Annotated in this window: 10 protein-coding genes, 1 tRNA gene and 1 pseudogene; 7 read left to right on the top strand and 5 right to left on the bottom strand. The window is 73.7% G+C overall.

Annotation, left to right across the window (positions count from 1 at the left end; translation table 11 throughout):
- Together H7344_RS20240 and H7344_RS10040 are read right to left on the bottom strand one after the other, a co-directional pair.
- A pseudogene (locus H7344_RS20240) lies at nt 1-957 on the bottom strand (hypothetical protein); the annotation flags it as partial.
- Entirely contained in the window at nt 957-1367 is a 411-nt protein-coding gene (locus tag H7344_RS10040) for a hypothetical protein (protein ID WP_186345854.1), read from the bottom strand. The pseudogene H7344_RS20240 and the gene H7344_RS10040, both read right to left, overlap by 1 nt.
- Nucleotides 1368-1685: 318 nt before the next feature.
- Between H7344_RS10040 and H7344_RS10035 the strand changes: the two genes are divergently transcribed.
- Nucleotides 1686-2300 (top strand): hypothetical protein, encoded by a 615-nt coding sequence (locus H7344_RS10035; protein ID WP_186345853.1) that lies wholly within the window; start codon nt 1686-1688, stop codon nt 2298-2300.
- Between the two features lie 7 nt (nt 2301-2307).
- Nucleotides 2308-2937, top strand: coding sequence for a hypothetical protein (locus tag H7344_RS10030; protein WP_186345852.1), 630 nt, complete (start codon nt 2308-2310; stop codon nt 2935-2937).
- Between the two features lie 25 nt (nt 2938-2962).
- Here H7344_RS10030 and H7344_RS10025 read toward each other — a convergent pair whose 3' ends face one another.
- Complete coding sequence (locus tag H7344_RS10025; protein ID WP_186345851.1) at nt 2963-4165, bottom strand: MFS transporter; 1203 nt, start codon at nt 4163-4165, stop codon at nt 2963-2965.
- A 23-nt stretch (nt 4166-4188) separates the two neighbouring features.
- Here H7344_RS10025 and H7344_RS10020 point away from each other — a divergent pair, with 23 nt between their 5' ends.
- Entirely contained in the window at nt 4189-4758 is a 570-nt protein-coding gene (locus H7344_RS10020) for a TetR/AcrR family transcriptional regulator (protein ID WP_186345850.1), read from the top strand.
- 80 nt (nt 4759-4838) lie between these two features.
- Nucleotides 4839-4912 (top strand) — tRNA-Arg (locus tag H7344_RS10015).
- Between the two features lie 263 nt (nt 4913-5175).
- Here H7344_RS10015 and H7344_RS10010 read toward each other — a convergent pair.
- Both H7344_RS10010 and H7344_RS10005 read right to left on the bottom strand, forming a co-directional pair.
- Nucleotides 5176-5847 carry a potassium channel family protein gene (locus H7344_RS10010; protein WP_186345849.1) on the bottom strand — a complete coding sequence of 224 codons (672 nt, stop codon included), beginning with the start codon at nt 5845-5847 and terminating at the stop codon, nt 5176-5178.
- Entirely contained in the window at nt 5840-7195 is a 1356-nt protein-coding gene (locus H7344_RS10005) for a TrkH family potassium uptake protein (RefSeq protein ID WP_229706882.1), read from the bottom strand. The genes H7344_RS10010 and H7344_RS10005 overlap by 8 nt, the downstream gene beginning before the upstream one ends.
- A 346-nt stretch (nt 7196-7541) precedes the next feature.
- On the opposite strand from H7344_RS10005, the gene H7344_RS10000 reads away from it, so the two are divergent.
- The 3 genes from H7344_RS10000 to H7344_RS09990 all read left to right on the top strand — a co-directional run bounded on the left by H7344_RS10000 (nt 7542) and on the right by H7344_RS09990 (nt 12386).
- On the top strand, nt 7542-7901 hold the full coding sequence (locus tag H7344_RS10000) for a hypothetical protein (protein WP_186345848.1): 360 nt from the start codon (nt 7542-7544) through the stop codon (nt 7899-7901).
- A 292-nt stretch (nt 7902-8193) separates the two neighbouring features.
- On the top strand, nt 8194-8553 hold the full coding sequence (locus tag H7344_RS09995; RefSeq protein ID WP_186345847.1) for an STAS domain-containing protein: 360 nt from the start codon (nt 8194-8196) through the stop codon (nt 8551-8553).
- Nucleotides 8550-12386 (top strand): SpoIIE family protein phosphatase, encoded by a 3837-nt coding sequence (locus H7344_RS09990; protein WP_186345846.1) that lies wholly within the window; start codon nt 8550-8552, stop codon nt 12384-12386. The genes H7344_RS09995 and H7344_RS09990 overlap by 4 nt, the downstream gene beginning before the upstream one ends.
- Nucleotides 12387-12444: the final 58 nt, after the last annotated feature.

Genomic DNA, 12444 nt, shown 5'->3' with positions numbered 1-12444 from the left:
CCGGGCGCCACCGAGCCCGCCCTGGCCCAGGCCACCGACCAGGAGGCCGCCGGCGGCAGCACCGCCCGCGAGGCCACCGAGGGCCCCGCCTGCGCCGACTCCGATGGACCCGGCGGGCGACGCACCCACGCCGCCTCCGGCGGCCGGCGCGAGCGGACCCGCGCCACCGCCGGGCAGGCCCGGACCCTGCGGGACGCCGGGACCGGGGTTCGGGCCGGGGGTGAGACCGGGCCCCTCCCCGACCGTGACCGGCGGTGGGGTCGGCGTGGGCGTGGGGGTCGGCGTGGGCGTGGGTGTCGGCGTCGGGGTCGGGGTGCCCGTCGGCGTGTCCACCGGGTGGAGCTCCGCCAGCGGCGTCGGCCGACGGCTGCTGCTCGGCGGCGTACCGCCTCCGCCGCCGCCCGGCTGGTGCTTGATCGGCGGCTCGACCGGGTCGGGGATGCCGTGGATCTTTTTCATCACCTCGGTGGAGCCGGTGAAGGTCGTCTCCATGTGGGTGTTGGCGTCGCGGGCGACGCGCTCGTTGTGCTCGTAGTCGGCCCAGAACTTCGCGACCGCGGAGTCGTGGTCCTTCTGCGCCTGGACGTCCTGCTCGGTCGTCGACCCGGGGCTTCGCGACGGGGCCGTCGGCATCACCAGGTCGCGCAGCTGCGTCCTGGCCTTCTCGCCCTCGCGGATCGCCGCGGAGGCCGCTGTCAGCGCGATCTCGGCGTCCTCGAGCTCCTTGTGCTTCTTGCGCAGCGCCTCGGCGGAGACGGTGAAGGCATTGGCGACCTCCGGGCCGGTGCGGCCCTCCATCGCTTCGCGGGCGCGCGGTGCGACCTCGTTCTCCAGCCGGGTGGCCACGCCGTCGAGCGCGCGGGCGGCCAACATCCAGCTGCGCTTGCGGGTCTCGATGTCCTCGGCTGCCGAGGCGTCGATCGTCGCCTCGAGCCTGAGCTGCTCCGGCCCCTTCATCAGCCCTCACTCCCGCCCGGCGCGACGCACTGGGGTGCACTCGAGCTGTTCTGGTCCGCGATGGTCCCCGTGATGCAGTCGGTCGCGACCTGGAGCGGCGCGACGTTCACCGTGCTGACCTCCTCGTCGGTGGCGAAGACGTCCTTGCGGTAGCTGTCGACGTTCTCGGCGTAGGTCTTGAGGCCGGTGATCACGTCCTGGATCGCCTCGATGACGGTGTCCCGAGCCAACGTCGTGTGGTGACCGAGCTCCGTGGCGGCCGGGAGGTTGCCGAAGGAGCCGGGAGAGATCGACTCGACCGGCCGCGCCTTGATGTCCTCGACGGACTCCTCGAGGAACTCGATGACCTGGTTGACCTGGATGGCGTCGACCGCCATGTCGATCAGGCGGTCCAACCCGAGAATGCTCACCCGCATCTCCTTCTCTAGCAGCGCGCCCCGTCCGCGGCGGCCGATCCCTGCGACGAGGTGCTGCCTACCCGCTCCCGCGTCGGGCAAAACGCCTCGGTCGTCCCTTCGTTCCAGTGGACGACGATCGCGTCGTCCGCCCCACCCTCCGTGGCGGGCCGACCGGTGTCCAATCCGGCTGAGGTCCGGTCCGCCCCAGGTCCGCCGCCACCTCCCGATCGCGGGCGCCTGGCGACCGGGGCGGTCCTGGCTAGGGTGAGGCCGCCGCTCGACCCTCGCTTCCGGGAGACCCGCCCTTGCCGCACCGTCCCGCCCTCCGACGTGCCCTCCTGCGCGGCCACGCTGACCTTCGCCCTGCTGGTCGCCGGCTGCGGGTCCGGGGACGACGAGCCGACGGCCGACCCCGGCGCGTCGACATCGAGCGGAGCCACGGGCTCCGCGTCGCCGTCGGGCGACGGGTCGACGGCTCCCTCGGAGGACCCCTCGCCGTCCTCCACCTACTCGGTCCCTCCGGCGACCGGCCCGGAGGTGGAGTCCGACGCCTTCACCGCGAACCTCCCGAAGGGGTGGCTGTTCGACAAGGCGAACAGCTCGGGCACGATCAGCCTCGGCTACGAGCCGGGCATCGGCGCCGACGTGACCTTCGGCTACTACCCGACCGAGCCCGGCCTGTCGCTCGACGACTACGAACGGGCCGCCCTCAAGACGTGGACGTACGACGACGGCAGGCCGGACATCCGGCCGCGGGTCGAGGTCGACGGCGTGGAGATGTTCCGGCACACCGGGAACACCGGCGGCGGCCGGGTCGTCGAGGTCTACGGCGTGCCGTACGAGGGACTCGCCGTCGAGGTGGAGTTCCACCTCTCGGAGACCATCCCCCAGGCCGAGCAGAAGCGCCTGGTCGAGTCCACCCTCGCCAGCATCCAGTGGAAGTGAGCCCGCCATGACGACCAGACGAGCGCCCCGACACCTCCTGCCCGCTGCGCTCCTCGTGGCGCTCCTTGCGACCGGGTGCGGCTCCGACGACGGCGAGTCCTCGGCCGACCCGAGCACGCCCGCTGCCTCGACCGCCGACACCGCGTCGACCAGCCCGTCGGCCAGCGCATCGGCGTCGACCTCGGCGTCCACGTCCGCCGCACCGGCGGCCGGGGCCGCCACCGGGCCCGTCGTCGAGTCCGAGGTGGTCACCGTCAACCTCCCGGACGAGTGGGAGCTGGACGAGGTCAACAGCGACGACACGATCGTCATCGGCTACGACCCCGCGACCGGCGCGGACATGTCGTTCACCTTCTTCGAGGCCGCCAGCGGCACGGACCTGGACGGCTACGAGCAGGCTGCGCTGAAGACCTGGGGCTACGAGACCGGTCCGAAGGTCCGGCCGCGCGTGGACGTCAACGGCGTCGAGATGTTCCACCACACCGGCTCGAAGGGCGCGGGGCGGTCCGTCGCGAGCTTCGGGACGCCGTACGACGGTGTCGCCGTCGAGATCGAGTTCTACCTGCCGTCGACGATCCCCGGCCCGGAGCAGCGAGAGCTCATCGACTCCGTCCTCGCGAGCGTCGTCTGGAAGTGACCCCGGACCCGGAGTGGCCGCGCGGTCAGCGCGACCCGCTGACCGCCACGCGGTCCGACGGCTCCGGGACGACCGCCGGCCGGCGACCCCAGCCGCACGCGGCCGCCGCGAGGGCCGTCACCCCCGCACCCACGAACGCCGCGCCGAGCCCCACCCCGTCGGCCACGGCCCCGGCCGCGGCGGACCCGGCCGCCTGACCGAGCACCAGGGCCACGAACACGGCCGAGGTGCCGGCGGCCGCACGACCCGGCGCGAGCTCACCGACCCAGGCGATGAGGGCGGAGGTCGCCGCGACGAACGCCCACCCGAACATCGCGCACGCGAGCACGGCCCCCGGCAGCCACCCGGGTGCGGCGAGCCCCGCGACCGCTACGGCCACCCCGACGGTCGTGAGCATCCAGGCGCGGGGCGCGGGCCGGGCGCTCAGCGCGCCGGCGGTCACCACCGTCGCCGCTCCCCCGAGCCCGAGGGCGACCCAGGCCAGCACCGACCCGGTGTCGCTCGCGCCGGCCCCCACCAGGTGCGAGCGACCGTAGGTCCACACCGTCGCCGAGGCCGCGCCGAGCAGGAGGGCCCCGGCGAGCGGGCGTCCGAGCGCGCCCAACCACGTCCGACCGCCCGGCGACGTACGACGGGGGGCGGGGTCGGCACCCGCCACGTCCGTTCCCACGCGGTCGAGCAGCAGCACGCCGATCCCCGCGGCGGCGGTGAGTGCCGCGCTGATCGCGAACCCGGCCCGCCAGTCCGGCACGGCCAGCGCGAGCACGCCCGCGCCGACGAGCCCGGGCCCGGTGCCGGAGTTGACGGTCGCCTGCGCCCGGGCGACCAGGTCCGCGTCGAAGCCACGGGCGACGACGCCCACCATCCCCGGCGAGGCGAGACCGGCACCGGCCGAGGCGAGCACCACCGCCGGGACGAGGAGGCCCACACCGGGAGCCAGGGCCATGCCGAGCGCGCCGACCGACGCGGTGGCGAACGCCCCCACGACCAGCAGACGGGGGCGGTCGGCCGCGACCACGCCGACCACCGCGCCGAGGCAGTACGACGCGGACGCGCCGGACGACACGTAGCCCGCGAGGGCGGAGCCCAGCGGCACCGAGGCCTGGATGTCGGGCAGGAACAGGCCGTAGGCCAGCCGCACGAGACCGTAGGTCCCGGCGATCAGGCACGTGCCGAGCACCACGAGCGCCGTCGCACGCAGCGACCCGAACGAAAACGATCGTTTCACTTCGCCAGCCTAGACTCGGCCTGGTGAGCACCCGGGAGAGCACGCGCGCGCGACTCCTCGACGCGACCGACGAGGTCGTCTTCGCAGCGGGCGACGCCACGGCCCCGGTCGACCGGATCCTCGAGCACGCGCGGGTCTCCCCCGCGACGCTCTACCGCGCCTACGGCAGCAAGGAGGCGCTCGTCGCCGCGGCGCTCGACCGTCGGCACGCCGAGTGGCTCGACGTCTGGGACGCGTCCGTCGAGCGCGCGCGCACCGACCGCGACCGCCTGCTCGCGGTGTTCGACGCGCTCGACGACTTCCGCGGCCGCGCGACCGGGGCGCGGTGGTGCGCCTTCCTCGGCACCGCGGCGGCGTACGCCGACCCGCCGCCCGTCCTCGCCGCAGCCGTCGAGCAGGAGACCGCGTCGCTGCGCGCGCGCCTGCGCCGGCTCGCCGAGCCGGTGGCCGGGCCGCGCGCGGACGCGGTGGCCGACGCGCTCGCCCTGGTGTTCTCGGGCGACCTGGCGATGCGGCTGCGCGACGGCGTACCGCCGTCGGCCGGGACGGCGCGGAGGGTGGCCGCCCTCGTGGTCGACGCCGCCCGCCCCTGACCGCGCAGGAGGGAGGGCCCCTCCCCGTGCGGCATACTTCGGGGCGGATCGACGCCGGACGTCGAGGCTCTCGGTCCCCCGCCTCCGTAGCTCAGCTGGACAGAGCAGCGGCCTTCTAATCCGCCGGTCGCAGGTTCGAATCCTGCCGGGGGCGCCCACCACCAGCGCTGCACCCGCGTTGGTTCGCGGCGGCCCGCCGTGCTGTCCTGCCTGCCATGGCACGTGTTTCCAGCGCTGCCGATCCTCGGGCGCTTCCGCTCGCACTCGGCCCGCGCTGCCGCCCGGCGAGGGACGAAGCCCAGCAGGATCTGGCGCGTCGCGCGTGCGGGCGTCTCGCGGCGCCGTCGACGTCCTGGCACACGGTCGAACCTCTAGTCCTTCCGTGCCGCCCAGCGGCTCGGGTCCTGGGCCGGTGTGTCACCGCGTGGTGGTGAGGCGGCTGAATGCCTCGACGCGGTCGCGGGGTCCGGAGACGATGATGTGGTCGCCGGATCGGAGGACGGTGCTTGCGGTGGCGTAGGTGAACTCTCCGTCGGCGCTCTTGACGCCGACGACGGTGACGCCGTACTGCTGCCGGACCCCGTAGCCGGCGAGGCTGCGGTTGAGCAAGGCGGGCGGGGGTGTCGTCTTCGCGAAGGCGTAGCCGTCGTCGAACTCGATGTACTCGGCCATGCCGCCGCGCACGAGGTGGGCGACACGCCTGCCCATGTCGTGCTCGGGGCGTACTACGTGGTGGACGCCGATCTGGGACAGGATGCGGGCGTGGGCGCCGCTGATGGCCTTGGCCCACACGTCCGGGACGCCGAGGTTGATGGCGACCGACGCGGTGAGGATGCTGGACTCGAGGTCGTTGCCGACACCGACGACGACGATGTCGAGGTCAGCGATGCCGAGCTGGCGCATGGCGTCCTCGTCAGTGGTGTCGGACTCGACGACGTGGGTGAGGCGTCCGGCGAGGGACTGGACGATGCGCGGGTCGGCGTCCACGCCGAGGACCTCGACGTCGTCGCTGGCGAGCTCGAGGGCGAGGGAGCGTCCGAACCGGCCGAGACCGAGTACGGCGACGCCGCCGTTCGACTTCCTAGCCAATGATGGGTCGTCCTTCCGGGAGACGGTGCAAGGTCGGACGTTCGCGGAGGGCGAGCGCTGAGACCAGCGTGATGGGACCGAGTCGCCCCAAGAACATGAGCGCGGTGAGGACGAGCTGGCCGGAAGCAGGCAGGTCCGCGGTGATGCCTGTGGACAGGCCCACGGTGGCGAAGGCGGAGACGGCCTCGAACAGCACCGCCTCGGTGGTCTGCTCGCTCACTTCGAGCAGCACGAGGGTCGAGGCCACGACGGCGGCGACGCCGAGGAGCGCGATGGTGAGCGCCTGACGGATCGTGCGGTCACCGATGCGCCGCTCGAACGCCTCGACGTCGCGGTCGCCGCGCACCTCGGCCCAGATGACGAGAAACAACAGGACGAAGGTCGTGACCTTGATCCCCCCGGCGGTCCCGGCGGAACCTCCCCCGATGAACATGAGGATCTCCGTGGCCAGCAGTGTGCCGTCTCGCATCGCACCGTAGTCGACGCTGTTGAACCCCGCTGTCCGAGGCATCACGCCGTGGAAGAAACCTGCGAGCAGTCGACCGGGCGGGTCGAGCGCTCCGAGCGTGCCCGGGTTGCTCCATTCATTGGCGGTGACGAACACCGCCCCGGCGACCAGCAGTCCGGCTGTCGCGGCGAGGGTCATCTGGGTGTGCATGCTCCAGCGGCGGGGCTGGCGAACGTGTTTGTGCAGCTCGAGCCAGACGGGGAACCCAAGGCCCCCGGCGATCACTGCGAACGCGACGGGCAGGCAGATGTACGGGTCAGTGACGAACGGGGTCAGGCTGTCGGACCAGAGCGCAAAACCGGCATTGTTGAAGGCCGAGACGGCGTGGAACAGCCCGAGGTATGCCGCGCGGTCCCAGGGCTCGTCGTACCCGAGGGCGAACCGCGCAGCGAGGAGCGCGGCGGTGATGGCCTCGAAGACCAGGCTCGTGATGACCACACCCCGCACGACCGACCGCACGTCGCCGAGCCCCACGGCCTTGGTCTCCGCCGCAGCGGTCAGCCGCGACCGCAGCCCGAGGCGACGCCAGACCAACAAGCCGAGCAGGGAGGCGAAGGTCATGATCCCCAGCCCGCCGAGCTGGATGAGGACGAGGATGACGCCCTCTCCGAATGCGGACCAGTGCGTGGAGGTGTCGACCACCACCAGGCCGGTCACACACACGGCCGAGGTGGAGGTGAACAACGCGGTCAGCAGCGACGTCCCGCCCGGCCCTGTGCTGGACAGCGGCAACATCAACAAGCCCGCTCCCAGTGCCACAGCGGTAGCGAACGCGGCGACCAACGCCTGCGCCGGGTGCAGCGAGAAACGCCCGCCCTGCCCGGCAGTCGGCGCAGACACCCGACCCCCGCGTCGCGTCAAGACGATTGCCCTTCAACCATCGGAGTCAGCGGCCCAGCCACCGCCGTTGGCACCAAGCGCCGTCGAGGACGATAGACCTCCGGCCAGCGGCCCGTCGCAAACCCCCCGACAGCACCTCGGACGGTCCGCCTACCGGCCAGCGGAGGGTCCGGGAGATCCCGGTGGGCGAGCACGAGCACCTCGTGGGCCCCGAGCGCGTCGCCAGGGTCCGCCCCGCCTCCCCGCCGCCGAGGAAGGCGACCGACTCACGGGGACGCCACCACCGCGTTTCGTCCCACCTCCGGCCGGGCAAGTGCGCTCCGTCCGACGAACCGGGAGGTGCGGCGTGGCCGACGAGAACCACCGCGAGCACGCCACCCTCCGCCGCGGCGACGCCGCGCTCAACCGCGCGGTCAAGCGGATGTCGCTGTGGACGCTGCTGCGCGGCATCGTGCCGCTGCTCGCGGTCAGCGCCTCCCTGGCCGGCATCTACCTGGTGATGGGGCTCGGCACCAGCCAGGAGCAGACGCTGTACGGCGTGCCGCTGCTCCTCGGCGGGCTCGTCTGCGCGGTCCTCGGCCTGCGGCGGCGCCTGGCGGACTACCGCACCGCCGACGACCCGACCACCCATGGCTTCGGCCTGGTCTTCCTGGGCTGGGCGCTGACCGTGGTCGGGATGCTCCTGCCGTGGTACCTCGTCGCCTGACGAACGCGGGCGATCGTGGCGGGCGCGAGGGGACGTCCCGGCCACCGGGCCCACCCGACTCGTAGGCCGGGGCCCCCGGGCCGGTTCACGTCGGCGGCGCGCTGCTTGGCAGGATGGGGCGGCCAGCGACCTCACCCTTGTGGGCCAAAGGTGGCGAAAAGCGCCGGATCGCCCCCGGGGTGCCTGAGACTGTGCCCGCCGCACCCAGCACGATCCCAGCGCCACCCCCAGCCCGACCCCCAGCACGATCCCAGCCGACGCCCGTTCCCCCTCTCGGAGACAGCGACCTGCCATGACGTCCGACGCCTCGAGCGAGGAGCAGCTGAGCCTGCGCGTCGAGCACCTCGACGGGCACGCCGTCGTCGTCGGCCGCGGCGAGATCGACCTCGCGACGGTGGGCGGCTTCCGGCTGGTGCTCAACGACCTCATGGTCGACGGCCACGTCCGGGTGGTGGTCGACCTGACCGAGGTGCCGTTCATCGACTCCTCGGCGCTGGGCGCGCTCGTGGCCGCCCACCGGCGTGCCCGCGGCCTGGGCGGCTCGCTCGCGGTCGCCGGCATCCAGCCGCCGGTCGCACGCATCCTCGAGCTGACGGGTCTGGACCGGGTGCTCGCGTCGTACGCCACGGCTCGCGACGCGGTCGGCCGATGAGCGCAACCCCTGCCGGGACCTCGATGACGGAGGTCCTGCGGGCCTCCGGTCGGATCGGGCGGGACCTCCTGGAGGTGGACTGGTCGCGCACGACCGTGGGCGAGCCGGACACCTGGCCGCTGAGCCTGCGCAACGCGGTGCGGATCATGCTCAGCTCGAAGTTCTCGATGTGGATGGCGTGGGGCGAGGAGCTGACGTTCCTCTGCAACGACGCCTACCGCCGCGACACGCTGGGCACGAAGTACCCCTGGGCCCTTGCGCGCCCCGCCTCGGAGGTCTGGCGGGAGATCTGGCCCGACATCGGCCCGCGCATCGACCGGGTCATGTCCACCGGCGAGGCGACCTGGGACGAGAAGCTGCTGCTCTTCCTCGAGCGCAGCGGCTACGTCGAGGAGACCTACCACACCTTCTCCTACAGCCCGCTCTCCGACGACGACGGCTCTGTCGCGGGGATGCTGTGCGTGGTCACCGAGGACACCGAGGAGGTGGTCTCGACGCGTCGGATGACCACCCTGCGTGACCTCGGCATCCGGGTCGGCGCCGCGGGCAGCGAGGCCGCGGCGGTGGCCGCGGCCTGCGAGCACCTCGCGGGCAACTCCGCCTCGCTGCCGTTCGTCGTGGTGTACCTCTTCGGCGAGGACGGGGCCGTCGCCCACCGCCGCGGCCTGGCCGGCATCTCGCCGGAGCACCCGGCCGCCCCGCCGGTCATCGAGGTGACCGCGCCGGACGCCGTGTGGCCGCTGCACAGCGCCTGGCGCGGCGAGGACGTCGTGGTGGGCGCCATCGACGAGCTGTTCCCCGACCTGCCGACGGGCGCCTGGTCCGAACCGCCCACCCGCGCCTACGTGACCGCGCTGATGCAGCCGGGACAGGGCACGCCGTACGGCGCGCTGGTCGTCGGCCTCAACCGCTACCGCCCGCTCGACGGCGGCTACCGCGACTTCCTGGAGCTGCTCGCCGCGCAGCTGTCGGCCGCCATCGGGGACGCGCGGGCGATCGAGCACGAGAAGGACCGCGCGGCGGAGCTCGCCCGGCTCGACCAGGTCAAGACGGACTTCTTCACCAACGTCAGCCACGAGCTGCGGACCCCGTTGACCTTGCTCCTGGGGCCGGCCGAGGATGCCTTGAACGACACCGCCCAGCCGCTGCCACCCGGGCAGCGCGCGCGGCTCGACGTCATCGCGCGCAACGGGCAGCGGATGCTGCAGCTGGTCAACACCCTCCTCGACTTCTCCCGCCTGGAGTCCGGCCGGGACGCGTCGGACTTCGTCGCGACCGACCTGTGTGCCTACACCGCGGAGCTGGCGGCGATGTTCGAGTCGGCCGCCGAGCGCGGCGGGCTGGACCTGGCGGTGCACTGCGACGGCCCCCTCACGGCGTACGTCGACCGCGAGGCTTGGGCGAAGGTCGTGCTCAACCTCGTCTCGAACGCGCTGAAGTTCACCTTCGAGGGCGGCATCACCGTGCGGCTGGGCTCCGAGGACGGCCGGGCCGTGCTCAGCGTGACCGACACCGGCAGCGGCATCCCGACCGCCGACCTGCCGCGCCTCTTCGAGCGGTTCCACCGGGTCCAGGGCACACGGTCGCGCACCCACGAGGGCACCGGGATCGGCCTGGCCCTGGTCCGCGAGCTGGTCGAGCTGCACGGCGGTCGCGTCGGCGCGACGAGCCGGACCCAGGGCCCCGCCCGCGGCACGACGTTCACCGTCACGCTGCCCCTCGGCTGGGCGCACCTGCCGGAGGACCGGGTCCGCCACGCCGCCGACGAGCCGCTCGACACGGGCGCCGGCGAGCGGGCCCGGGCCTTCGTCGAGCAGAGCTTCCGCTGGCTGCCCGGGGCGGACTCGGCTCGTGACGGCTCCCCCGGCGGCACGGCCGGCGAGGTCGAGGGCGCCCGCGCCACCGGAGCGCGCGGCGAGGAGGACCGACGCGGCCGGGTGCTCGTCGTGGACGACAACGAGGACATGCGTCGCTACATTCACGACCTGCTGGCGCCGGCGTACGACGTCCGCACGGCCGTCGACGGGCTCGACGCCCTGGCGCAGATGGCCGAGGACGTGCCCGACCTGGTGCTGACCGACGTGATGATGCCCGAGCTGGACGGCTTCGGGCTGCTGCGCCGGATGCAGGCCGACCCGGCGCTCACCTCGGTCCCCGTCATCATGCTGTCGGCGCGGGCCGGCGAGGAGGGCACGCTCGAGGGGCTCGAGGCCGGCGCGAACGACTACCTGGTCAAGCCGTTCTCCGCCCGCGAGCTGCTGGCCCGCGTCCGGGTCAACCTCGAGCTCGACCGGGCGCACCGGGTCCGCATCGCCCTCGAGCGCAGCCGCGAGCTGCTCGACCAGGCACAGCGGCTGGCGCGCCTGGGCAGCTGGGAGGTCGACCTGGACCGCGACTCGATCACCGGCTCGCGCACGTTCTTCGACATGCTCGGGCTCACCCGCGAGGACGCCGAGGAGCGCGGCGCCCGCGCGACCATCACCCAGCTGGTCCACCCCGAGGACCTCGGGCTGGTGCTGGACCGGCTGCGGGCCGCGACCGGGGGCGAGACGATCGTCTACGAGGTCCGGATCGTGACGCCGTCCGGCGAGGTCCGGCTGTTCCAGTCCTTCGGCGAGCCCGCCGTCGGCCCGGACGGCAGCCGGCTGGTGCGCGGCTCCTTCCAGGACATCACCGACCAGCGGGCGCTGCAGCAGCGGCTCGTCGCCGCGGAGGCCGAGCGCGAGGTCGTCGAGCGCGAGCGGCACATCGCCCGCGACCTCCAGGCCAGCCTGCTGCCGCGCACGGACCCCGACGTCGCAGGCCTCGAGGTGGCGACGTACTACCGCGCCGGCGTCGTCGGCACCCAGGTCGGCGGCGACTGGTACGACGTGATCGACCTCGGCGCCGGCCGCACGGCGGTCGTCATCGGCGACGTCATGGGCCGGGGCGTCCGCGCGGCCGCGGTCATGGGCCAGCTGCGCGCCGCGACGCGTGCCTTCGCCAAGCTCGACCTCTCCCCCACCGACGTTCTCGAGCACCTCGACCCGCTCGTGCAGGACCTCGCCGGCGACCAGATCGTCACCTGTGTGTACGCCGTGTTCGACGCCTCCGACCACACGCTGACCTACGCCAACGCCGGGCACCTCCCGCCGGTGCACGCGCACGCCGACGGCCGGTTGTCCCTCCTGCGCGAGGTCGGGCCGCCGCTGGGTGCCGGTCACTACGGGCTCGCGCCGACGACGGTGCACCTCGGCCCGGCCGACGTCCTCCTGCTCTACACCGACGGCCTGGTCGAGCGGCGCGGTGAGGACCTCCAGCTGGGCCTCGAGCGGCTCAGCGCCGCCGTGGCGCCGCGGACGACGCTGCCGGCCTCCCGCCTGCTCGACGAGGTGGTCACCACGCTGACCGGCACGGGCGTCGACGACGACGTCGCGATGGTCGTGGCGCGCGCGCAGGCGGACCCGGTGGGCGGCGTCGCCCGGTTCGAGGTGGGCTCCCTGGCCGGCGTCCGCGACGTGCGCCGGGCCGTGGCCGACCAGCTCGAGCGCTGGTCGATGCCGGCCGACCGGGTCGCCGACGCCGTGCAGGTCGTCGACGCCCTGCTGGCCAACGCGCTGGTGCACGCGGAGCCGCCGGCCACGGTGCAGCTGCGCCGGCTCGACGAGGCCGTGCTGCTGGAGGTCCGCGACCCCGAGCTCGCGCGGCCGCGCCGGCGTCGTACGACCCCGGAGGACGAGTCCGGCCGCGGGCTCAGCCTGGTGACCGTGCTGGCCGACGACTGGGGCAGCCGGCCCACCGAGGACGGCAAGACCGTCTGGGCCCTGGTCGGGTGGGGCGCCGGCCGGCGTTGAGCGCCCCCGTGGGCGACAACACACCCCAATGGGTGGTGGTGGACCAGACCGGTTCCGG

This window comes from Nocardioides deserti, assembly GCF_014266025.1.
Lineage (GTDB): Bacteria > Actinomycetota > Actinomycetes > Propionibacteriales > Nocardioidaceae > Nocardioides > Nocardioides deserti.
The sequence above is the reverse complement of the archived record's forward strand: the minus strand, read 5'-3'. Positions and strand labels throughout refer to the sequence as shown.

Bases quoted from the DNA above. Each gene is read 5' to 3' on its own strand.
- H7344_RS09995 (WP_186345847.1), top strand. From the start codon at position 8,194: ATGACGTCCGACGCCTCGAGCGAGGAGCAGCTGAGCCTGCGCGTCGAG.
- H7344_RS10030 (WP_186345852.1), top strand. From the start codon at position 2,308: ATGACGACCAGACGAGCGCCCCGACACCTCCTGCCCGCTGCGCTCCTC.
- H7344_RS09990 (WP_186345846.1), top strand. From the start codon at position 8,550: ATGAGCGCAACCCCTGCCGGGACCTCGATGACGGAGGTCCTGCGGGCC.